Consider the following 22,051-nt stretch of genomic DNA (forward strand, 5'->3'; position numbering starts at 1 on the left):
CGAGCCGGCGCCGACTCTCGTGAGGCAGTCTCCGGCCTGTTCCCGGTCTGCACGAACTGCAGAACGGGCTCTCCATCTCACATTGTAACCGTGGCATTCGATCTCCATCCGCGTCTTCCGCCGGTGATTGCGGTCTCGACAACTTCAGAGTTGCTGACGAGAGCCGGATGGCGCGCGATTAAGGTTCGGCAACGACGGGCCGACTTGACGTTGGTCGTGTGTCGGTGCGCCGAAAGACAGATTGCGAGGCGGGAACCGATGAAACGAGTGCTGGACCTCGCGGTCGCGAATTCGCCGGCAAGCTTGCAGGGCCTGCTGATCGGCAGGGGACCCGACTGCGCGAAGACCACGCAAGCTCGCCTAGATTATGATCTTGCCATCATTCGAGACGACGGTGTGCCGCTCCGACTAGCTGTAAACACTGCCGGCTTGCGTCCGCTCGGACTCGATGCGAGCCTTCAGGTCGTTCAAATAATTTTCCGCGTAGGACTGCGCCATCGAAACCGGCAGGTTGATGCCGGCTGTCGCCGCTTCTTGAATGGCCTGTTTCACCAAGCCTTCGCGCATGGCCAGTTTGACCTCAGGGCCGGCTATACAGCCCACCGCCTGAGCCGCAAGACTGAGGCCGGCTTCTTCCAGCGCTTGTTTCAAGTTGCCGCCCGTGATGGCTGTGTGCAGAAGATTGGCTGCTTGCGCCTCGCTCTCGAGCACCATTGACGCCAGATCGGCCAATTCACCCAAGCCTGGAATGACGCCAAGTACACCAACCGCCGTTGCGGCCCAGTCGATCACCTTCGAGCCCACCTTGAGCACATCGTCAAGCACGTGCATGAAGGCGCCCCCGTTCTTCTTGGGAGACTTGATATCGGGCTGATCCTCCACGCCAATCATCATGTCTGCGACAGCGGACTGATCGGCAGCCGTTTTGGCGACATGCGTCTTCAAGTGATGGGGCGTGCGGTTGGCAGCCGACATGTTGCTGAAGAAGTGGGTGAAGTCGTTATTGCTGATGTTGCCGGAATCGACCGTATGACCGCCGCCGAAGTCAAAGACCTTATGGTGGGTCTTGTAGCCTGTGATCGAATTGTTCAGGAGCCCGAACAACAGAGGATCCGACAGCAGCTGTGAGGCCGCCTGTCGTACCTCGGGAGCCAGGCTCTTGTCATCGACCATGCTGGCGAGCTTGTCCCGCGTCAGGTCGCCCTTTCCGAAGAAAGCTGCTTGATTCTTGCTGATCGTGTTCAGCGTATCCAGCTCGGTCTGCGAGAGGTTCATCGACGATGAAGCAACCTGCAGGAAGTCCTCCTTGTGGACTTTATCTATCGAGCCACCATACAACTGTTTCCATTCGTTGGGATGATCGAGGAAGTATTGCGCGGCTGCGACAACCTGCGGCGGACATTTGCCGGTTTTGGCCTCGCCGTCGACGATCTGCTTGAAATCCGCAAGGCTCAGGTTCTTGGGCAGGTTATCCGAATACCGATAGAGTTCGCGCAACGCATCGTTTTCGCTCATAACCGATGGCTGACCGCTTCCGGTGCCGTCGGATGGAATGTAGTTGTGCTCGTAGCGTCGCGCCTGCTGGTCCTGGAATGTGGCAACCTGTGCGTGATGATCGGAGAAGCTGGAGAGGTCATCTGCCTTGATCTTGCCACCGCAGCGGCCGTCGCCTTGCGATCCTATCGCATAAAAGAGTTCCGGGTCCTGCTGCAGTGCTTCGATCGCCGCCTTGAGATCCGGCGGTGTGGAGGGATCATTGGCCAGGTCTCCAAGGGATTTCCAATCGAGCGGGCACTTGTCTTTGTGACGGTTCAGCACCGACACAATCTGCAACTCGGTATCGGTCAGGGTGCCGCTGTTCCATGTAATCCTTGAGCTGGGTACTGGCGCCGCCGCAATTCCAACGCTGCCCGCAGCAGCAGGGGTGGGCTCTGGAGCTTGCCCAAGTGCATCCAATGCCGCCTTGAGGTCTGGCGGCAAGATATTTCGCGTTTCCTGCGTGAGCTCCTCCGCCAGTTGCTTGGCTGAGTCTGCCGCCTCCGTATCCTGCGGTACGGAGTGATCGCCCGTCTTATCTTTCAAGGAGCAACCGGCCAGAATCGCCTCGAAGCTTGAAAGCTCCCCGGCTGACGGGAGGCCCGGAGCAAGCCCGGACAAAGTCCCCGTTGAGCAAGCGGTTAGCGGTAGGTTGTTGACTGACATTATACTTCCTCTGATGTGAGATTGCACCACAAGCCGGTCGATGGCGCAGCGGGAAATCGCGCCGGACAACGAACAAGAAGATCGATAGGCGGAGTCCAAGAGTCCTTGCGGTTGCTCAGCGGGTCCCGGGCGCTTGGTTCCGCTACAATCTATCGGCACATCGCCGTCTAGCTATTCACGCTGTTATGATAGGAGGGATTAGCTTTCGAGAACCTGACGGCTCTCAGAAGAATTCGCAACGAGCCAATGAAAGAGAAGTAGCCGACGGCTATGGCGCACAATACGTACCTTAGTCTCGTCATGCTTGATCGTGTCCTGACGCGGCACATTGGCGGAATCAAGAACTCGCGGGTGCTATCCTGTATTGGTCGCGTTCGGCGATTTGCGCGACAAGCTCGGACCGCCGACATCCCATGCCGGACTTAATCGCGTTGCGACGCCTGCGTCTCCGCCACAAGGCTATCTGCATCTGCTCCATTGCCGCGGCGAAGTCATGCGACCAGATACTGTTTGCCGGTGCAATCCCACGATATTATTGCCATCGTCGAGCATGTTGAGTGGAGGTCGACGGTGGCCTCGAGCGCGACCAAGCTGAAATGCTTCAGCGTTTATTCCTTATCATCTACGTTTGGCCGCCCGGCGGACCTTCGCTCGACTCTCGAGGCCAAAAGCCAGGGTCCAGTGATGGTGTAAGACGAATCACCCCATCTTCTCGCCATTCAGCTGTGTGAGGTACACCCAGGACAGTGAAAGTCGTCACCGGCAAGGCCTTGCTCGGCATGACAAGGCCGCTTCCTAGCATGTCGATCTGGGATCGCGTGGCGGTTTGGCCAGTGAAGACCCAGTAGTCCTCGGCGCGACGTCCGTCCCTCAGGACAAAATCTCCAAGTTCTGGCGGCGCATCACCGGCGCGCGGCGACGGCTCGGCTTGCGATGGTCCGGCTTGAGGCGGCCGGCGCCGCATTGGCCCGGGTTCAAGCTCCTGCCAAACTCGATCCTTGCCGCGATCGCAGCCGCTCGCGAGGGAGTGCGCAATCGGCTGTTGGGAGTTCGAGCGGATGCCGGCGCCTGATGATGGTTCGGCGTGCCAAGATCCGGCCTCGAGCTCCCGCCAAATCAGGTCCTGGCTGACATCGGCGGCTTCATGCAGCGCTAACAGTTCGTGTTCAAAGTCGCTCGGATATTGGCACGATGAGGAATTTGGCCCCGGGCTCGCGTCTGTTCGGCTTATTGAGGTAAAGTCCATCCTGTTCCACCTTTCAGATCACAGACCGGCTCGAGGTTGGGAGAGTTGTTCGGCGGAGCGCGCGGGGAGCTAAACTCAACTTGCCGTCAAGAATGATGCTCCCAGCCTTTCCGGTTCGATCGTCTGCCATCTCGACGTCTATCGTGGCGCTCGTGCAGGCTCTCATGCTGGCAGGATCAGCTTTCGAAAAGCTGACAAAGCATGCAGAGCGGCATTGAATTTTCTCCTAGGCCACCTCTTGTCATCAGTGATCTGGGCCCGGTGCGTGGACGACGCCACCTTGATGCGGCCCGGTGGGTGACATAGGGGCCTCTGGTCGTCCATCACGAACCACCACGCTTGAGGATCCGCGAAACAGCATTAGAACCGTCTCGTGCGAAGGCTTTTCGACGATCGGGCTCCGCCGCGCCTCTGCCTCCGCCACCAGGGCTTTGAGCGTCTGGTCCACGAGCGCGACAAAGCGAGGTGGACCGGACGCGAGGACGAGGCCATCTCCCGGTGCAGCTTTCAGGATATAGCGCTCGTCAGAGATCTTAAGTGCATCGAGCGCCGCCCTGAATGCATCGAAAGTGATCGGATTCAAGGCGAGCAGGCGGCTTTGCACCTCGCGCGCGTCAGATACGTACAGCACCAATCCATCATAGTACCACTGAAGATTGTAGAGATTGGTCAAATGGTCGAGAAACGCTCTCGGAGTGAGATCCGGCATCCGCCCCCGAATTCTCCCCTTCACCTCGGCGCTCACGTTGACCCGAATATTCAAGTTGTTGCCGAATTCCTGGAGCGCGGCAGCGAGGTCCTGATCCAGGACTGTATAGCTATAAGGTGTCGATGGCAGCGGTAGGTCAGCGCCGAGCGCCCTAACGATACCCAGCGAAACAAAAACCCAAACGTATAGCATGGTCTTCAAGATGTTTAGCCTCGTGGCTCGGGTGGGTGTGCTTGGAATTTGCGCTTGAGAACAGCCATCGAAACTCGCCCAAAATTGGAAATCGAAAATTTCGTCCAAACTGGAGACCAAGCGTGATCTTTAGATGACGATCTTGGCGATGCTCGTCAGCTTTTCGTCAGCTCTCTTGTCTAGGGTGCTGTGCCGATCCAGATAACAAGCGGCTAATCGCATCACGTGAGAGCTATGATTTCATGTTTGGCGTCACTCCGATCTCCGCCGGCCTTGTCGAATGCCTCTCCAGGGGCTGTTCATCGACGCAGGCCGAGTTCCAGCAGAAACTTGCACACGTCGCCTTGCATCAAGATATCGCCTCTTCCGTGACCGATGGCGCCTTGGCTCCACAAGCCGTGGAACTTCAGCGTGCCGTCGCGCCGGCAAATCCAGTCGGCGATCGTATTCTTCAGAATCTATCTGTCTTGCACCAGGGCAAACCATTTCCCTCGGGTGCAATCCCTTCGGTGATCGGCGGCGAGCCTATTCCTGCGAAAAGTCTCCAGCTTGGGCCGGCCGCGCAGCCCGTCATGCGGTCGCACGAAATGCAGGTTCATTCCATCGGAAAGCCGGAAGGCGTGGATAATTTCGAAGTGATGCTGTCGAATTTGCGGGATGTTTACAACAGCGTCATTCAGGTTTCGCTTATCTCCAAGAGTGCCGGCACAGTGAGTTCATCCTTGAACAAGCTGCTATCGTCGGGCTGAGCGACCTCGATGGCTGTTTCGATGCAAAGAGAGGTTGGTCGCAACGTGCCGGCGGGAAGCTGGTTTCATGTTTTCCTCGCGCTGCCGCTTGTGCTTTTGCTGGCCGGCTGCAAGGCCGATCTCTACACTAAAGTCCAGGAGCGCGAAGCCAACGAGATGCTGGCGCTTCTCCTTAGCAAAGGCGTCGACGCTGTCCGTGTTGTCGCTAAGGATGGGACGAGCACGATTCAAGTCGAAGAAAAGCAGCTCGCCTTTTCGATCGAGATGCTGAACGAGCAGGGGTTGCCGAGGCAGCCTTACAAGAATCTCGGTGAAGTGTTCAAGGGATCGGGCTTGGTCGCCTCTCCGGTTGAGGAACGTGCCCGTTACGTCTACGCCTTAAGCGAAGAATTGTCGCGCACGATCAACGATATCGATGGGGTGCTCTCCGCCCGTGTCCATGTTGTTCTGCCGAAGAATGATCTTCTGCGACAGGATTCGACACCATCCTCGGCGTCAGTCTTCATTCGTCACAGCTCCGATGCGAAGCTCTCGGCTTTGCTGCCGCAAATCAAGATGCTCGTGGCCAACAGCATCGAAGGGCTCTCCTACGACAAGGTCGCAGTTGTGTTCGTGCCAGTCGAGCGGGCTCAGCATGAGCTGTCGCCTGCGCCTGCCGCGACTTCGGCCCAGCCGGCCAAGTTCTTGTCAGCGCCCTCCATGCTTGCCATCGGTGTCGGAGGCGTGGGCGCAGGGTTCGGCATTGTGGCTTACGTGCTGCTGAGCACACGTGCGCGCCAGCTCGGTCAATCATTGCGCAAACTGACAAATCTCGGTGGAGCTTCGAGTATACCGGTGGTCCAAGCCGTCGGCAAAAAGCTAACCTCCGACGTGAGATAGGTAAAATGCAGTGTCGGTATCGACGTCCGCCGAACCAAATCATTCACTCGACCCGCATTCCGATCGCCTGCGCGAGCTTGCTGTCTTGATCCATCCGAGCCGTTTTGCCGCACATCTTGATGCGCTGCTGTCGGCTCCAACAGTGCTGAAGTTGCAGAATTCTTACAGGCTGCAGAAAAGATTGGCCGAATTGCTGCTAGGCAGCGAACTTTCCGCGAAAGGAGGTAGCTGGGGGAGGGACATTCTAGTCGGGCACGATCCGCGTCGGGTGGCCTTGCTCACTGGCAGCATCTGGCATGCACGTTCAGTCCTGAAGCTGGTATCAAAGCGCGATCTCACGATTCTGGTCGGACACATCGGAGCTGAAGCACATGCCTTCGGCATCCGACACTTATCCAGCGCCGTCGCGACCACACCGATAGTCGATCCTGAGCAACTTTCGCGGCAGATTGAACATGATGGATATGCCTGTCTTGGCGCTTGGCTCGAAGATGCGTCAGAGCTCGACCGCGCCCGCGTGCTTCTCCGCCTACCTGTAGGGTCCTCCGCGGAGACCCCTGCCAGCGAACACCACATCGCCGCAAGCCAATTGCTGTCTTTGGTGATGCAGCACCTGGCGACGGAGACACCAGCGGCATGATTGTCACTGACCCAGCGTTGCCAGAAGCGCCCCAGATACGTCCGCTTGGTCCACTCATACCGGCCGCTGAACTCGGAATATGGTATGATGCAATACGGACGCGCGCACTGGCGGAGCGGTATCTACAGCAGGTTCGCAGCTGGGCGAGCAAAGTCTATCAGCGCGAGCGTATGCGTGGCCACGCCGAGGGCATGAAGGCAGGCTCGGACGAAATGGCGCGGATCGTCGCCCGCGCAGCTTCTGAGTTGGCGCGGCGAAAGGCGGTTCTGGAACGGGAGTTGCCACAGCTCGTCATTGAGATCTTGAGCGATTTGCTAGGCTCCTTCGATCCGGGGGAGATGCTGATCAGGACCGTTCGTCATGCCATCGAACGAAGCTGTGGCGGTGCCGAAGTATGTCTTCACGTGTCTCCATTGAATGCCGATGCACTGACCCGTGAGTTCGCAGCGTTTGATGGAACGGATGGACGGCCCAAAATCAGAATTGATCCGGATCCGGCGCTGACGCCGGACCAGTGCGTTTTGTGGACCGAGTTTGGCAATGTCGATGTGGGGCTTGCCGCGCAGCTGCGTACTTTGCGTCTCGAACTTGGCTCGTCTTCTTGGATGGGCGAACCGTGACCGTGCCGCGATCAAGCGACCACGGTGCAGCTGGAGAAAAATCCGTCCACGCTGCGTTATCGTCTTTGCGATCTGCGGCAATGCAGATCGATACGCGTGCTGTGCGCGGACGAGTCAAACGGGCAATCGGCACGTTGCTTCACGCCGTGCTACCAGGGGCTCGCGTTGGAGAGATTTGCGTGTTGCAGGATCATGGTACGGGATGGTCGCTTGAGGCCGAGGTGATCGGGCTGCTTCCGGACGGCGTGTTACTCACGCCAATCGGCGACATGGTGGGTTTATCTAGCCGTGCGGAGGTGGTTCCGACCGGGCGAATGCAGGAAGTATCGGTCGGTCCCGATTTGCTCGGCCGCGTGATCGATAGCTTTGGCCGGCCACTCGACGGCAAGGGCACGGTAAAGGCAGCGCACACTCGCCCGCTGCGCGGCGCGGCGCCCAATCCAATGACGCGGCGCGGTATCGAGCAGCCGTTTCCGCTCGGCATCCGCGTGCTGGATGGACTTCTGACGTGTGGGGAAGGCCAGCGAATCGGAATCTATGGAGACGCCGGTTGCGGCAAGTCGACGCTGATGTCGCAAATTGTAAAGGGAGCTGCCGCCGACGTCACGGTGGTCGCGCTAATAGGCGAGCGTGGACGTGAGGTACGTGAATTCATCGAGCGTCACATTGGAGAGGCGCTCGGTCGCACGATCGTTGTCGTTGAGACGTCCGACCGTTCGCCGATGGAGCGCGCGCAATGCGCCCATACGGCGACGGCACTCGCCGAGTATTTTCGTGATCAAGGACTGCGCGTCGTTTTGATGATGGATTCATTGACGCGCTTTAGCCGCGCGATGCGCGAAATCGGGCTTGCCGCGGGCGAACCTCCCACGAGACGCGGCTTTCCTCCCTCGGTATTTGCGCTACTGCCCGGTCTGTTGGAGCGCGCCGGTATGGGCGAGCGCGGCTCGATCACGGCTTTCTATACCGTGCTTGTCGAAGGTGACGGTACAGGCGATCCAATCGCCGAAGAGACGCGCGGTATTCTCGATGGTCATATCATTCTGTCGCGCGCGCTTGCGGCGCGAGAGCATTTTCCCGCCATTGACGTGTTGTCGAGCCGAAGTCGCGTCATGGATGCGGTCGTCTCGGCGCCACATCGCAGGGCGGCATCCCTCTTCCGCGATCTGCTCTCGCGCTACAATGAGGCGGAGTTCCTGATCAAGGTAGGTGAGTACAAGCCGGGTAGCGATCCGCTAACGGACCGGGCAATCGGCTCAATCGAGGAGCTGCGGGCATTCCTGCGCCAGGGCCAACATGAACCGTCCAGTTTTGAGGAGGCCGTCACGTGGATGTCGCGTCTGACCGCCTGAATCTCGTCGAAGCCGCAAAATCGCGGCTCGTGAAGGACATGAGGGAGCGAAGTGCGCTTCGGGAATTGTCCAACATGGAGGGCAAGCGCCGCATCGCCGATGAAAGGGTGAAGCGAGCTTCCGAGACGCTTGCAAGCGCCGAGAAACATCGCGCAAGCGTCGAAGCCGAACTTTATCTGCAGCTGTCATCCATCGAAGCGATGTCCGTCACAGAACTCGATCGTCGCCGCCATCTCGTCATTGAACGGCTCGCAGCCGGCATCGCATCGGCACGTCAGGCGCTTGAGGAGGCCTGCGTCGCTCGAGAGCAGGCCGAGACGGAAGTGGCGGACGCGCGGGCTCTGTGGACCAGGCGTTTGGCAGCGCGCCGTAAATGGGAACAGATTGAATCTGATGTTCACAGTACAACCAATGCTCGTTTGGAGTCCGCCGCCGAAATCGAGGCCGACGACGAGGTTTTGCTTCGCTATCAGTGCGGCTCGTCTGGGCGGGCGGTCGGCGATTCGATCTAATGGCTGATTCACTGATCTCGGCGCGAGCTCGCGGTTCTATACAAATGGGGTCGGCAAATACTCGGGGCGAACCGTTACCATTCGAACCACCGCTAACGCTGACCCACGAGGTCGTCTCGTGGGTCAATGAGGTCGCCGCGCCGCGCGTGGTTCTTCAGAGCCGCCTTGGCGACAATCCCCTGTTCGTGCGCATGAGCCGGCTTGTCTGGCATGCAGAGCCATCGGCCGTCTCGATGCTTGACTGCGTAGTTCGCGTCGGGGACGACATGGCGATCTTGTCTTTGCCGTGTCGGCTTGCCGAGGCACTGATTTCGACGGTGCAGCAAGGCCTTACTCTACCTTCCGACCCAACCCGTTCGCTCCTTCTCGAGCTTGCGCTTGAATCGTGGCTCACGCGACTAGAGGCCTTGTTCGCGCGAGATTTACAACTTGTCCGCATCGACGAAGCACGGACAGAAGGGCCTTATCTAGAATTCGACACTGCCTACGGACCGCTCACTGACAAGGCGCGCCTATTCCTGTTCTCGCCTCTCGATCGTCGGGTTCCCCCTGCATTCGGGATCTTAGCCCAGCTGCTTGGCCAACTGCCGCTGGAAATGCCTAAGCTTTCTCCGGAGTTTCCTGTCACGGTCGCGATAGAAATCGGCTCGCTTCGTGTGAGCATCGCACTCCTTCGTCAAGCACAGGGTGGCGACGCGCTACTGCCGGACATCATTCCCTTCGCTCAGCACATAGTCATCCTCAATGCGGACAAGCTATGGGCTCCGGCTCAGGTGGCCGGTGCCAGACTGGTCCTACAGGGGCCGTTCCGCCTGCCACCCCATCCTCTAGAGTGTGCCCATATGACGCCACGACCTCAAGCGCAGCAGCTGGTTCCGCCATCGGAAGCCGACATCGACAATATTGAGATCACGCTTGTGTTCGAATGCGGTCGCTGGCCTATACCGTTAGGTACGTTGCGAAACGTCAACGAAGGGTATGTGTTCGACCTCGGGCGACCGCTTGATGGTCCGGTCGACATTCTTGCGAACGGTCGATTGATCGGCCGCGGCGACATCGTGCGTGTCGGTGAGGAGCTGGCCGTCAGGTTACGCGACAGGTTGGCGGTCAATGAGTGACATTCAACCAAGCATCGTTGCGCTTCTCGCGGTGACGGTCGGCCTTGGCCTGCTTGCGTTCGCGGTGGTCACAACGACCGCCTTCATCAAGGTTTCCGTTGTTCTCTTCCTGGTCCGTAACGCGCTCGGGACACAGTCGATACCCCCGAACATCGTTCTGTATGGCGCTGCATTGATCCTTACCGTCTTCATTGGCGCTCCAGTATTTGAGCAGACCTACAATCGTCTGACCGAACCGCAACTTCGATATCAAACGTTCGATGATTGGGTGACCGCTGCCAAGGAAGGGAGCGAGCCGCTGCGCGCCCATCTCAAGAAGTCCACCAATGAGGAGCAGCGTTCGTTCTTCCTCTCGTCGACAGAACATGTCTGGTCGGAGGAAATGCGCAGCAACACAACGGCCGATGATTTTGTGATTCTGATACCGTCCTTTCTGATATCGGAACTCAAGCGCGCCTTTGAAATCGGCTTCCTTCTCTATCTTCCATTCATCACGATCGACCTGATCGTAACGACGATCTTGATGGCAATGGGAATGTCGATGGTTTCACCAACGCTGATTTCCGTCCCTTTCAAGCTCTTTCTGTTCGTTACGATCGACGGCTGGTCGCGGCTCATGCACGGATTAGTCTTAAGTTACGCAACGCGGGGAGGTTAAGATGGATGAGGCCAGTATTCTCACTCACCTGAGCCGATCGCTCGTCCTCTTCATGATTTGGGTTCTACCGCCGCTCATTGCGGCTCTCGTCGTCGGATTGGGCATCGGCATCATCCAGGCGGCAACGCAGCTGCAGGATCAAACCTTGCCGCTTACCGTCAAACTCCTTGTTGTTGTTGCCGTGCTTGTTTTGTTTTCTCCGGTGCTGAGCGCGCCACTTATCGAACAAGCCCAGCAGATCTTCGCGGAGTTCCCAACTCTCACGAGGTATTAAAAAGTGGAACGAAAGAGTGAGTGTCCGGCACAGGGCCGCCATCGCCATCGCTCGTGTGAATCACGAGGAGATTGTCCGTCAGCTTATCGAAAGCGAGCCTCAGTAGCATGAGCAGAAGACCGCTACTTCGATCGCAAGCGGCCTTAACGATGTCGCCTTCGAAAGAGTGCTGCTCGAGACCGGAAAGCGAGGCGTCAAGATCGATGAAGGCTACGACGGTTGGCAGACGCTCGAACGATGCGTTCGGCGTGAGAGGTCAATAGAGCCTGGTTTGTCGGCCCTGCAGGGCCTGAGGGCGGCTGGTGCTATCCTTGAAACTGGCCATGTCTCGTCGCGGGGGAAGCCATGGGAGGCAGTTGGGGCCGAAGTGATCTGCCTTTCACATCATGGGCGCGTCATCTTGCAGGGTCTGGAGCGAAACGGACGGATTATCTGCGACCTTCTTGAATTCTAACATCATGGCGCGGCGAGCGTGGCTGGTTCGATTGGCCGAGGCGAACGATCAACAGACTTCAAATGCATAATGTGTCCTTCACCGAGACGCAGATTCTGATCCAGACTGGTACCGAGTTCATTATTGCAGCAGGTCTTGGTGCAGCCCGGGCCCTCGGCATTATGTTGGTGCATCCCGTGTTCACGCGGCCGCACATTAGCGGGATGATCCGCGGAAGCTTGACGATCGCGCTTGGGCTGCCATGCTTGGCTCATATCAGGGACAGCCTGCAGATGCTAGATCCGGGCACTCGTATGGTCGCAGTCGCGCTGCTCGGTCTCAAGGAGATATTCATCGGCCTGCTGTTCGGCATCCTGCTCAGTATACCACTATGGAGCATTCAGGCAGTTGGTGACATCATCGACACCCAGCGCGGTATTTCGAGCCAGGTGGACGATCCTGCGACACACAGCCAAGCCTCGGCGACAGGTCTTTTTCTCGGGACTGCTGCAGTTACGATTTTCGTTCTATCTGGAGGTCTGCAGACGATGGTCAGGTGCCTCTACGGCAGCTATCTGATCTGGCCCGTGGATCGGCTACTACCACCCCTCACCCAGCAAGGGGCAATGGAATTCGTAGCGCTTCTCGATCATATCATGCGTACGACCCTGCTGGTCTCGGGGCCTGTGCTGGCTCTGCTGCTCCTGATTGAGGCATCGCTCATGTTGCTCGGGCGCTTTGCCCCGCAAATCAAGCTGAACGACCTTTCCCCGACCATCAAGAACGCCGCGTTTGGCGTCATCATGGTCAGCTACACCGTCTACCTCATCGAATACATGGGAGCGGAGATCACCCAGTTCAACGGTGTGCTGGAGTGGCTCGAGAAGTTCTTGAAATGAACGATTCGAGCGAGGAGAAGAAGCTTCCACCAACTGCCAAGAAGCTACGTGACGCCCGTAAGAAAGGCCAGCTCGCGCGCAGCGGCGACTTCGTGACCGCGCTCAGCATTTGCGCCGGTTTCGGCTGTCTATGCCTCAGAGCGGGCTCGATCAAAGATGGATGGCATGAAGCGGTGCGGCTCGTCGACAAGGTACAGGCGCAGCCCTTCAACGACGCGGTCGCGCAGGCGCTGATCGGATTGATCGAACTCTGTATGGCAGCCGTCGCCCCAATTATTGGGGCGGCCGCGGCCGCAGCCGTTCTGGCCAGTGTCCTGGCCACTGGTGGACCGACATTTTCTGTCGAGCCGCTCAAACCAAGCCTTGAGAAATTGGATCCCATCAAAGGGTTGAAGCGGCTTTTCTCTCAGCGATCGCTTGTAGAGCTTGGTAAGTCGCTGATCAAGGTGCTCAGCCTGGGCGCAATCCTTCTTCTTACTGTGATCGCAAGCTGGAAGGCGTTGGTATACTTGCCTGTCTGCGGAATGGGATGTTTCGGCTTCGTCTTCCAAGAGCTCAAAGTCCTGATCGAGATTGCGGCCGGGGCCTTTCTGATCGGCGGCTTGGCTGATCTGCTCATTCAGCGCTGGCTATTTTTGCGCGACATGCGCATGACGGAGAGCGAAGCGAAGCGCGAATCCAAGGAACAGCAGGGCAATCCGCAGATCAAGGGCGAACACCGCCGGATCCGTCGCGAGGCGGCAAACGAATCCCCGATCGGCATTCGTCGAGCCACATTGATACTGACGGGACCCGCGACGGTGATCGGGCTGCGCTACGTTCGCGGCGAGACCGGAGTGCCAGTGCTGGTGTGCCGCGCTGAGGGCGAACTTGCTTCGCGGCTGCTTGAAGAGGCGCGGGCCCTGCATCTGACTGTTGTCCAGGACCATGTTTTAGCGCGTGAGTTGATCCAAAAGGCGACGATGGGGAGGGCCGTTCCGATTGCGTGTTTTGAGCGGGTCGCAAAGGCAGTCTTTGCTGCCGGCCTGGTGTAACTTCGCGTAAGGTTGATGCGCTGTATCCTGGTCAAATACACAATTTGATCGAAAAGCGGCGTAGTAATCACAGAAGTGGCTGGTCCCTATCGCGAACCTAGCGACCAGAACATGAGCCGACACTGCATGTCATGCTACGAGTATGGGCTCGTGATCCGCTCATGGGGATTCCGGTGAAGCCCTGTCATGAGTTCCACCTTCCGATCTGCTGCCGCTGTCCGGTGTGGAGATCTCACGAGCGGTAAGGGGGCGCACCGCACGATCACCACGCGTTGGCATGACGGCACTATTCCCCAGCAAGTCGCCAGGATCGTTGATCATGACTCCGAGATTATTCCGGACCGAGCAGCCCAGCGTCGGGTCAAAGGAATTATCGTCAGTTGAGGGGCCGACGATCGAAATCGGCCGGCAAACGGGAGGCCGTGCTTCGTAGATAATTGCCTCGATCCGTACACCGAAATGGGCGGGTAAATCGACGGGTGAGGCAGCCAAGCGAATATTATAAGGGGCAACGCCCATTGCGCGGGCCTCATGCGCCACTTGAGCAATGAGCCGGGGTGAGCCAGTGACGTCGAGATGGAGGGCATCCCGCCGACCGCGACTTGCCTTCGCAATGAAATCCCGCAGGCGATACCTCTCGGCACGACGCAGGCTGCCTAGGGACAAGACGCTGGTCTTCTGCTCCACTTCGATCGCTTGTTCGGGTGGCCCGAAAGAGCTCGGACCACTATTTGTGCATCCGCCTACCGCTACGCCAATAGCCAACAAACAGCACAGCTGACGTAAGATCATTGTCGGTCCTCATTCGATGATGAAGCCCGCACCGCCGGCCGTGCCCGGTGCTGCCATGGGGGGAGGGGTGCGGCCTCGCGGCGAACTTGCCAATGTGTTTGTTAAAGTGCGGCCGGCGTCCGAGGGCGGTCCGATACGGCCGGTGGGAGCGCTTATCTTGCCCGGATTCGAAGCTGGCCGCACGATATAGGGCGTGACAACTATGACCAGCTCCGTCTCCTGCTTCTGAAATGACGATGAGCGAAACAGCGCGCCTAAGATCGGTACATCGCCTAACCAAGGAAAAGCACCAATGTCGGTGTTGAAATTGCGCCTGATGAGCCCTCCAATTGCAAAGCTTTGACCACTGGCAAGCTCGACGACGGTACTGGCACGCCGCGTGGAGAGACCAGGCACAGAGATTCCGTTGACGCTGACCTCACCTTCTTTCGACAATTCGCTCACTTCAGGCTTCACGTGGATATTGATCTGATTGTTGCTGAGAACGGTCGGAACGAACTCCAGGCTGATGCCAAATTGACGGAATTGGACTGAGACCTGCCGATTGTCCTGCATGACCGGAATGGGAAATTCGCCACCTGCCAGGAAACTTGCTGACTCTCCGGACATGGCGGTAAGATTAGGTTCGGCAAGTACCGAAGCGAGGTGTTCGCTGGCGAGCGCGTCAAGAACAGCGCTGATATTCGCGCCGCCGACGCCGAATCCGATATTTGCCGTGCCGCCGCCGCGTGCCGCGGCGGTACTGCTAGGTCCACCGCGGCTAAAGCCAAAAACGAACGTGCCGTTTTGACCTGAGACGGAGAGGTTAACGCCGAGCTCCTTCATGGCGCTGCGCGAGACTTCGGCGATGCGCACGCTCAAATTGACCTGTAATGAGCCGGCAACCTGAACCTTATTCACGACCAGTGCGCCCGCACCGAGAAATTGCTCCGTCACCTTCTTGGCGGCATCAACAACATCGGCGTTTGGTGCCGTCCCACTCAGAATCGCGCCGCGTGGGGTATAGCTGACTTGGATTGGATAGTCCCCGAGTTCGGCCTTGAGCGCGGCACGGAGATCCTCGACGGGTTGCCTGACAACAACACGAAGCTCGGCTAAAGCTTCTCCATTGTCGTTCAAAGCAAACAAGCTGGTTCGCCCCGACTTTTTTCCGAACACGAAGATGGTCGTGTTCGACGGCGCCTGATAGTCGGCAATCGCCGGGTCGGCAACAAAGATGCTCGCCGCCGGCGCAGGAAGATGGATAGTCTTACCTTGAGAGGAGGCAAGATCGAGGGTTCCGTTGAGGCTATCAGCAGTGGCGCGCGCCGCCCTCTGAACGCCATCGCGTTGTGTCTGAGCTGCAGCGCACAATGGAAACAGTAGCGCAGCCGCGCACGAGATGTACGGCACGGCGATCATCCGGCGTCCAGCGTCACGACGAGAGAAGGCCTTCAAGGCTGTCTTTGCTTTCATGTTCGAGCGAGCTACGCCGCTGACGCGGCATTACTCAGCGCAAGGGAGTAACCGACGCCGCGCGCGGTCTTGATGGTTAGCGTCGCACCTGATTCGCTCAAAATGCAGCGCAAGCGGTAGATTCCGACCTCAAGCGCGTTGGTCGAGACATGGTCGTCGAAGGCATATAGGCTGTCTTCCAGTGAGGATCGCGGTACGGTACGGCCAGCGCGACTGAGCAAATGCTCAAGTATACACACTTCTCGGCGCGCAATTCTCAAGATGCGGTCTCCAACCGAGACTTGTCTGGCGACTGGATCGAAATTGAGATTGCCGAACGTAACGAGCGGGGCTGTCATTTGGGTTGCCCGTCGCAAAAGAGCGCGCATGCGAGCGATGAGTTCGTCGGTCGACACGGGCTTTGGCAGGAAATCGTCAGCGCCAGCGTTGAAAACGGCAATCCGCCTGCCGAGCTCATTCAGGCTGCTCATCATCATGGCCGGCGTCGAACATCCCTCGCGCCGCAAATGTTTCAGCCAGCTCAAGCCGTCTCCGTCTGGAAGAACCAACTCCAGCAGGAGAACGTCGTAGCTAGCGCAATCGAGCGCGGCTGCCGCCTCGTCCAGGGTGCGCGTCAGATCGACCGCAAAACCGTGGTTCAATAGCGCTTCCTTCACTCCGCGCGCAAAATCCGTATGGTCGTCGACCAGGAGAATTCGCATTTGATTGCCTTTCGTCCATCACCTCCAAGCTGAGCGCGTCACGATTGACCACGATCTCGGGCGAATCTGAACAACGGCTGCTTCGGCACGAGCGTTGACGAGTGGCGACCACGAGGACTGGCATAGTGAGCCGAGATCAATCTCACCCGATCCATTACCGGCCGATAACTGACCGCGTGCCCGTGACCGCACGCGTCGTCGGCGATGCTCAAAGTGCATCTATTGCCTGCAAGCCTGACGAAATTATTCACTGCATCATGCGCCTTGATGAACCGCTCGCGCTTCTGCGCGCCAGTGGCAGCAGTGCTTCCGGTCATCGATCTGTTGGGAGAAGTGTCCTTGGCGCAAATGCGCGCGGTCGAAACCAATGTAAAGAGAATGTTCGGGGTTGAAGTTGAACAGAGACAAGAAGTTGGCATTTGGAGCTCCCAAGTTGCCTTAGTCCGAAGTCGGCCTTGCTATGCCGTTGACCTTGTGGCCTCTCTAAGTCACGGCAAATGCAAGTATCGCATTTGAAGGCAGGTGACGTGTCGCAGCTGGCCCATGTGTCGGAAGCCGCTAGACGAAACGACCGATGCGCGTTCGAGCTAAAGACAAGTTCTCTCGATAGCCGGCAATCCGGCCTGGCGAACGCGAGCGGTGCAGGCATCCGATCGCCTACAACATCGCCGGTGCTGCAGCCCGTCGAACACGGTTGTTGCGCGACGAGTGCGATCCCAGGTCTGCAACGTCACGCACCTAGTTAGGCGGTGTCGCCGGCCGGATGTCGTCTCTCGCCACGAACAGCGACGGATTGATCGCATCTCAAAATTGGGGCGGGGTTGCGCGCGGCGAGGGCGAGCAGAGGGTTGCGCGTCCTGATCTCGATCGGTACGCGGCGTTCCGGCTGCAACGAACCCACCGACAGTTCCTGCCCTCTGTGCATCGGTGACACCGACAGGGCGTCTTCGGGAGGAGTGCTCGACAAGCGTGGCCGAGCCGGCCGGCGCGACCTTGAGACATTGAGACATTCGCAATTCTTGCTACCTGCCAGAAATGTTGGCGCGACACAGAACGTCGCGACTTGTCAGAAAACTTACAATCTGACGTTACGTGCGGTTCAAGCCCATTCGAGCGGTGATTACGTCAATACCTACGAACTTGTAGGCCTCCTGACGCAGCGATGATCCTCACTCTGAGGCGTACAATCGATCTGCGCGTGGGCAAGTCGAGCGCGCCTTGAATTGGCAGGCATTTTGTCGATCGAGGCGTCGCGCGGCCGACGTATGGCCGCAGCAAGTGGTGCGCATGAAAGGCAATCTTTCTTGAGTGTGTTCGGCGACGCGACGCGGTGAATCGATCCGCGTTGCCGCTGCCGCCAGCAGCCAGGTTGCTGTTGAACCGCATGTCACGATCTGAACAAAGGAAGGTCGCGTTCCGGACGCAAGCATGGGTTCGCGAAGATCACATTCGCCGGCAACTGGTCTGAAGGGAGAATCGATTGTCACACGGCGCTCCTGAACGCTGCTGCGAATGGACGCGTGACTATGGGCCCTTCGGGCAAGATTGGAAAAATCGATTGTTTCGATGGAACACATCCAAGTGACGAATGGACAATGAGGCGATACCCCCGAGCTCCCGGGCGCGTCCTCGACAGGCAGCAGGGCAGGCCGGACACAAGCTGACCTTCAACGAGGTTGCGAGCCTGATCATTACGAGCGCTGCGTGGGGAAATAACCTTCTAATGTCGGCAATAAAGGTCCGTAGCGAAGGATCGCATGGGACCGCTGTTCGCTCGAAGAGGTGCGCGTTGGCGAGGCAAGCGCGGCTGAACTAGGGCGTGTGAGCCGTGTCAGCCCGCGGGTCGCGCTACGCGGGCCGGGGACCTGTGATCGACGTGTAGCGGAACGTGCGCAGGCGCATCTGGCGGCGCCGCGATGCGTGCCTTGAGCGTATCGCAGCGTCAGCGCGTCAAGCTGAGCTGCTGACACGTGCTGGGCCACAGTGGGCCGCCGGGATGAAGCGAGCCCATTTGCAGTCGGAGGCCCCCCTTCTTCGGACGGGCCTATTTGAAGTCTCGTGGCTTGGATAGCAGGCGCTGCCTGCTATGCGACAAGAGGCCGGAGCCGGCTCGAATGCGTATCCGCGCCTTGCATGAGGCGCACGCCGTGGGCAATCCAGAATCGCTACTTAGGCTATCTTTTGCGTGACGACAGTCGATATAACGAGCCCATTGGGGTTCCTGTAACGTTCAGCGAGACTTTTGAACAAGTCACCTATCTGGCCTGATCGGACGGTAAATTCTCCATAGTTAGGATCAAAGAGAGTGGTCATTCCATTCGAGGTCGACGTTGTGATTGTGTGTGCGTCGCCGCCGGCGAAACGCAGGCTGAGCAAATAGATCGAACCGTTTTCAGTGACTTCGTTTACGAGCTGCGCGTTGCGCGAGGACGCGCTAAATCTATGTCTCGTCTGTTGTCCTGATGGTTCCAGGCCTGCTTCCCGCAACGTCGTGATTTTCGCTTGAAGATTGTGCGAACCTCGTGCCCTGTCGCTTCGCAATTGTGCCTTGAGGTCTTCATAGCGCTGCTGCCGCGTTGCCGCAGAGGCGTGGTTTTCCGAACCCGGTCGCAGCGCACGCATTCGCGATGACGGACTGCTGTGACGATTGCGGAGCCACTCCGCGGCCAAACCGACGCAGATGCCGTTGACATTCGCCTCAGGCAAATCGGCGGTCCTGTAATCGAACAGAGGGCGGATCGGCCTTGCGGGAGAGGATGGACTGGAACTGGAAGAGAGAGAGGATGTGCTGAGGTCGAAGGAGCTTGGGCTGTGAACGTTTGCATCCGAGGTGTTTGGCCTGCTGCAGCAGAGTCCCATTCTGTCGGACAATTCCCCTGGTGAGGAGGCCTCTCGCAGCGCGAGATCGGCAAGTGTTTCCGCAAAGTTACGGCTGTCCGTCGATTGATTCAACTGGTCCGCTTGATTGGCGCGCGTGGATGAGTCGCTGATCCGATGATACATGGCGATTCTCGTGTCCCTTCAGCGTACGGTTCCTCGTGGTAAGCACGAGGCTGCTTAAGCTGTGCTGAACTAGATAATCAAGCAAGCTGACGACGAACTGACGGGCAGCTGTGCGCTGCTTGGAGCGGAGGAGGAAAGCAATCGTCTGGTTGGGGCCGCCCGGCGGAATTCGGGTCCCGGGAGGAGTAAAGTGGGCTGGGGTCTCGATGCTTAGCTCACTTTTCTGCGAACGGCCCGGACATGACCCGCGGTCGTTCGTGATCATGACGTGCATCGCCATGGCGCTCTCGTTCAGCAGTGTCTGCGGTAAGCGCCTGGGTCTTCGCGTTTCGTAGGGCGCCGGACCAGGAGGACAGACGCAGCCTGATCGACAGACTGGCACAGCCGCCGTTGCTCGCCCAAGAGCCGATATCACCGAGATGCCGATGGTCCAAAATGCAACGGAGCGGGCTGGCGGATGTGATGGGCGAACTGACGACCCTCTCCGAGATGCGATAAACTGCTCTCGGCATAACCCGACATGCGCACGACCTCCGCACGCGAAAGGCGATCGACTATTTAGTCAGTGCTCTCAGTCTTGAACGGATTTTCTTGCTTGGCGGTCCGATAGGCCTCCAGATCGCCGCCCAAAAACAAGCGCTCGGTCTCCCGGGTGGGTGTTCTACCCAGGGAGCACATCAGGTCCACATCCGCATCTATGTTCTCGTGATCGTCGACATTCATCCCGAGCGCAATGCTGCTCAAGATCTGGTCAGGGGTCCAGACCGCCGACTTCGGTATAGTGTAGGTGTGCAGCATCGTCGCGTTATTGGCGATTGCTCGGGCCCACGGATCGCGCGACGCGGACAGTTTGGAGGGGTCCTCAATCAAAGACACAAAAGGAGAGTCAACCTTGCCGCGCATATGCCATCCAGCCTGACGCGCCAGAGTCATAGGATATCGTTCCGGATGATCTCCAACGGAGGAGTGTTCGCGCGCCGCGTCACGCACATACGATATTGCGCTGGTCTCGGCTGCTCTGCGCGGCTTGCAATCGCCATCCGCGTTCTGAAACCGTCTCAGCTCTACATACGACGATCCAACAACGTCGTTGAAGATGCGTTCGCGATCGACGCCGCGGTCTGCAGGCCCAGACGCTGATGACCACGGTGCCGATTGCTGCTCGGCAAGTTCAATCTCGTTCCTGAGTGCCGCGAGCGTCGCCCCAGTCAGCGTTGCGGCAAGCTGGGCGCGCGCGCCTACAAACGATGAAGCCGAGCAGCGTTCACTTGGGCGAGGCCCGTTGGTTGCAGTCGAGGATGGTCCAATCCCGGGATTGGCCGATGAGGAAGCGCCGTCTGACGTTCGGTCGACCGGGCGGAAGCGATCGAGCTGCTGCTCAAAATCCACCTGGTCCTCGGACGGGTGCGCCGGCGAGCCGGCTTGAGCGCTCGCATCGCCGGTCTGTTGCCGCTGCGGCTCAAAATCGCGGGCTTTGGCGACTTCTGGGCCGTGCCGTGAGTCGATATTCATTTGCTCTCTCAAGTTACAGGTCCGTTCAAGAGTTTTTTGGTAGAAGCAGCTTTCGAGAAGCTGACGAGTCAGGAAGTGAATGATTATTTCGCTCGTCGGGCAGGCTCTTCTGGTCGGGCGAGGGGCGCGGGCCCCCCTTTTTTGGGTGCATCTTGTGACGCTCGACGTGCATCGCTCGCAGCCGGAGCGAATCCATCGAAAGCCAGTTTCGATACCAGTGTTGGCTTCGAGAACTGATGGCCATATTGCCCGTTGCGTGAATGCTGCGCCTCGCTCGTGACTCGGCCCGTCTCGGATCGCGGGCATTGTCCTTTCCATCGAGCGCGAGGGGCCTTGCAGAGAATGCGTCGTCTCCTGCGCCAAGTTGGTAGCATTCGACACGTGCCGGCTGAAACGGCGGAATCGCCACCGAGATCGGGCTTCCGATGGCGATGCTGAGATCATCCGCAAGTACCACTATCGGAAAGCCGCTCGCCGCGATCAGACGACTAACGGAGAGGCACGCAGCAACCGGCAATCAAACTGCGAGACGACGGGAAAGGCTTGAACCGCACGTGGCGTGAAGTTGTAGGCTTTAAGCACGACCAAGGGCGACCCACGCAGTCATCTCGACTCCGGGCAGGTGCAAAAGGGATAAGTTGATGAAACGGATTGCTCTCGCGACCTTGCTAGTCGCCGCCGGACTTGAGCAGGCAAGAGGTCAAACCCCAGCCGCCGGCGAAATGGTGTTCACGGCCTGCAAGCCTTGCCACCGGGTCGGCGACAGCGCCAGGAACGCCGTCGGCCCAACGTTGAACGGGCTGATTGGGCGGAAGGCAGGATCGGTCGAGGGCTTCAGCTATTCAGAAGCCATGAAGGGCTCAGGCATCACGTGGGACGAGGCAACGTTTGCCGATTACATCAAGGACCCGAAGGCGAAGGTTCCCGGTACCAAGATGGCGTTCCCTGGACTCAAGGACGCCCAGAAAATCGCGGATCTGATCGCTTATCTCCATACCTTCGATAAATCGCCGGTCAAGCTCGAGCGCTAAGACGGTGCCCCGTGGCAATCGCTCGAGGAGCGCTCCTTCC

General features: G+C 58.5%; 19 protein-coding genes. 12 read left to right on the forward strand and 7 right to left on the reverse strand.

The annotated features are described in order from the left end of the window. Positions 1-408: 408 nt before the first annotated feature. Positions 409-2,202, reverse strand: a complete 1,794-nt coding sequence (locus P6U25_RS09020; protein WP_407151057.1) for an HrpF/NolX family T3SS translocon protein — start codon at positions 2,200-2,202, stop codon at positions 409-411. A gap of 1,490 nt (positions 2,203-3,692) precedes the next feature. Beyond that, positions 3,693-4,349, reverse strand: a complete 657-nt coding sequence (locus P6U25_RS09025) for a nodulation protein NolW (protein ID WP_407152470.1) — start codon at positions 4,347-4,349, stop codon at positions 3,693-3,695. Between the two features lie 242 nt (positions 4,350-4,591). On the opposite strand from P6U25_RS09025, the gene P6U25_RS09030 reads away from it, so the two are divergent. The 11 genes from P6U25_RS09030 to P6U25_RS09080 all read left to right on the forward strand — a co-directional run bounded on the left by P6U25_RS09030 (position 4,592) and on the right by P6U25_RS09080 (position 13,517). Beyond that, on the forward strand, positions 4,592-5,098 hold the full coding sequence (locus P6U25_RS09030) for a nodulation protein NolB (RefSeq protein WP_407151058.1): 507 nt from the start codon (positions 4,592-4,594) through the stop codon (positions 5,096-5,098). A gap of 9 nt (positions 5,099-5,107) precedes the next feature. Next, complete coding sequence (gene sctJ, locus P6U25_RS09035) at positions 5,108-5,977, forward strand: type III secretion system inner membrane ring lipoprotein SctJ (protein WP_407151059.1); 870 nt, start codon at positions 5,108-5,110, stop codon at positions 5,975-5,977. 10 nt (positions 5,978-5,987) lie between these two features. Then, entirely contained in the window at positions 5,988-6,617 is a 630-nt protein-coding gene (locus P6U25_RS09040) for a nodulation protein NolU (RefSeq protein ID WP_280973408.1), read from the forward strand. Beyond that, complete coding sequence (gene sctL, locus P6U25_RS09045) at positions 6,614-7,237, forward strand: type III secretion system stator protein SctL (protein WP_280973407.1); 624 nt, start codon at positions 6,614-6,616, stop codon at positions 7,235-7,237. Before P6U25_RS09040 ends, sctL begins: the two co-directional genes overlap by 4 nt. Before the next feature lie 2 nt (positions 7,238-7,239). After that, complete coding sequence (gene sctN, locus P6U25_RS09050; protein ID WP_407152471.1) at positions 7,240-8,589, forward strand: type III secretion system ATPase SctN; 1,350 nt, start codon at positions 7,240-7,242, stop codon at positions 8,587-8,589. Further along, a complete protein-coding gene (locus tag P6U25_RS09055) occupies positions 8,565-9,101 on the forward strand; it encodes a hypothetical protein (protein WP_407151060.1) in 537 nt (178 codons plus the stop codon). The genes sctN and P6U25_RS09055 overlap by 25 nt, the downstream gene beginning before the upstream one ends. Positions 9,102-9,145: 44 nt before the next feature. Next, a complete protein-coding gene (sctQ, locus tag P6U25_RS09060) occupies positions 9,146-10,219 on the forward strand; it encodes a type III secretion system cytoplasmic ring protein SctQ (protein ID WP_280978226.1) in 1,074 nt (357 codons plus the stop codon). Next, positions 10,212-10,877 carry a type III secretion system export apparatus subunit SctR gene (gene sctR, locus P6U25_RS09065; RefSeq protein WP_407151061.1) on the forward strand — a complete coding sequence of 222 codons (666 nt, stop codon included), beginning with the start codon at positions 10,212-10,214 and terminating at the stop codon, positions 10,875-10,877. Before sctQ ends, sctR begins: the two co-directional genes overlap by 8 nt. 1 nt (position 10,878) lies before the next feature. Next, a complete protein-coding gene (locus P6U25_RS09070; RefSeq protein WP_280973403.1) occupies positions 10,879-11,151 on the forward strand; it encodes an EscS/YscS/HrcS family type III secretion system export apparatus protein in 273 nt (90 codons plus the stop codon). Between the two features lie 516 nt (positions 11,152-11,667). Next, positions 11,668-12,483 carry a type III secretion system export apparatus subunit SctT gene (sctT, locus tag P6U25_RS09075; RefSeq protein WP_407151062.1) on the forward strand — a complete coding sequence of 272 codons (816 nt, stop codon included), beginning with the start codon at positions 11,668-11,670 and terminating at the stop codon, positions 12,481-12,483. Continuing rightward, positions 12,480-13,517, forward strand: coding sequence for an EscU/YscU/HrcU family type III secretion system export apparatus switch protein (locus P6U25_RS09080; protein ID WP_407151063.1), 1,038 nt, complete (start codon positions 12,480-12,482; stop codon positions 13,515-13,517). The genes sctT and P6U25_RS09080 overlap by 4 nt, the downstream gene beginning before the upstream one ends. 159 nt (positions 13,518-13,676) lie before the next feature. Here P6U25_RS09080 and P6U25_RS09085 read toward each other — a convergent pair whose 3' ends face one another. From P6U25_RS09085 to P6U25_RS09105, 5 genes are all read right to left on the reverse strand, one after another. Next, positions 13,677-14,309, reverse strand: a complete 633-nt coding sequence (locus P6U25_RS09085) for a CpaD family pilus assembly lipoprotein (RefSeq protein WP_280973399.1) — start codon at positions 14,307-14,309, stop codon at positions 13,677-13,679. 9 nt (positions 14,310-14,318) lie between these two features. Further along, positions 14,319-15,710, reverse strand: a complete 1,392-nt coding sequence (locus tag P6U25_RS09090; protein WP_280978225.1) for a type II and III secretion system protein family protein — start codon at positions 15,708-15,710, stop codon at positions 14,319-14,321. Positions 15,711-15,775: 65 nt separating this feature from the next. Continuing rightward, positions 15,776-16,465, reverse strand: coding sequence for a response regulator transcription factor (locus tag P6U25_RS09095; protein WP_280973398.1), 690 nt, complete (start codon positions 16,463-16,465; stop codon positions 15,776-15,778). Between the two features lie 2,169 nt (positions 16,466-18,634). Next, the gene (locus tag P6U25_RS09100; protein WP_280973397.1) at positions 18,635-19,468 is read right to left on the reverse strand and encodes a YopT-type cysteine protease domain-containing protein; all 834 of its coding nucleotides are present in this window, start codon (positions 19,466-19,468) and stop codon (positions 18,635-18,637) included. A gap of 558 nt (positions 19,469-20,026) precedes the next feature. After that, entirely contained in the window at positions 20,027-20,980 is a 954-nt protein-coding gene (locus P6U25_RS09105; RefSeq protein WP_280985639.1) for a hypothetical protein, read from the reverse strand. 641 nt (positions 20,981-21,621) lie between these two features. Here P6U25_RS09105 and P6U25_RS09110 point away from each other — a divergent pair. Further along, the gene (locus tag P6U25_RS09110) at positions 21,622-22,011 is read left to right on the forward strand and encodes a cytochrome c family protein (RefSeq protein ID WP_280973395.1); all 390 of its coding nucleotides are present in this window, start codon (positions 21,622-21,624) and stop codon (positions 22,009-22,011) included. The last annotated feature ends 40 nt before the right edge of the window (positions 22,012-22,051 follow it).

It is taken from the genome of Bradyrhizobium sp. ORS 86 (assembly GCF_045571475.1).
In the GTDB taxonomy this organism is placed as follows: Bacteria; Pseudomonadota; Alphaproteobacteria; order Rhizobiales; family Xanthobacteraceae; genus Bradyrhizobium.

Excerpts from the sequence above, each read along its gene's own strand:
- P6U25_RS09020 (WP_407151057.1), bottom strand. The coding sequence starts at position 2,202 with ATGTCAGTCAACAACCTACCGCTAACCGCTTGCTCAACGGGGACTTTG.
- P6U25_RS09025 (WP_407152470.1), bottom strand. The coding sequence starts at position 4,349 with ATGCTATACGTTTGGGTTTTTGTTTCGCTGGGTATCGTTAGGGCGCTC.
- P6U25_RS09030 (WP_407151058.1), top strand. The coding sequence starts at position 4,592 with ATGTTTGGCGTCACTCCGATCTCCGCCGGCCTTGTCGAATGCCTCTCC.
- sctJ (WP_407151059.1), top strand. The coding sequence starts at position 5,108 with ATGGCTGTTTCGATGCAAAGAGAGGTTGGTCGCAACGTGCCGGCGGGA.
- sctL (WP_280973407.1), top strand. The coding sequence starts at position 6,614 with ATGATTGTCACTGACCCAGCGTTGCCAGAAGCGCCCCAGATACGTCCG.
- sctQ (WP_280978226.1), top strand. The coding sequence starts at position 9,146 with ATGGGGTCGGCAAATACTCGGGGCGAACCGTTACCATTCGAACCACCG.
- sctR (WP_407151061.1), top strand. The coding sequence starts at position 10,212 with ATGAGTGACATTCAACCAAGCATCGTTGCGCTTCTCGCGGTGACGGTC.
- P6U25_RS09070 (WP_280973403.1), top strand. The coding sequence starts at position 10,879 with ATGGATGAGGCCAGTATTCTCACTCACCTGAGCCGATCGCTCGTCCTC.
- sctT (WP_407151062.1), top strand. The coding sequence starts at position 11,668 with ATGCATAATGTGTCCTTCACCGAGACGCAGATTCTGATCCAGACTGGT.
- P6U25_RS09080 (WP_407151063.1), top strand. The coding sequence starts at position 12,480 with ATGAACGATTCGAGCGAGGAGAAGAAGCTTCCACCAACTGCCAAGAAG.
- P6U25_RS09085 (WP_280973399.1), bottom strand. The coding sequence starts at position 14,309 with ATGATCTTACGTCAGCTGTGCTGTTTGTTGGCTATTGGCGTAGCGGTA.
- P6U25_RS09090 (WP_280978225.1), bottom strand. The coding sequence starts at position 15,710 with ATGATCGCCGTGCCGTACATCTCGTGCGCGGCTGCGCTACTGTTTCCA.
- P6U25_RS09095 (WP_280973398.1), bottom strand. The coding sequence starts at position 16,465 with ATGCGAATTCTCCTGGTCGACGACCATACGGATTTTGCGCGCGGAGTG.
- P6U25_RS09100 (WP_280973397.1), bottom strand. The coding sequence starts at position 19,468 with ATGTATCATCGGATCAGCGACTCATCCACGCGCGCCAATCAAGCGGAC.
- P6U25_RS09105 (WP_280985639.1), bottom strand. The coding sequence starts at position 20,980 with ATGAATATCGACTCACGGCACGGCCCAGAAGTCGCCAAAGCCCGCGAT.
- P6U25_RS09110 (WP_280973395.1), top strand. The coding sequence starts at position 21,622 with ATGAAACGGATTGCTCTCGCGACCTTGCTAGTCGCCGCCGGACTTGAG.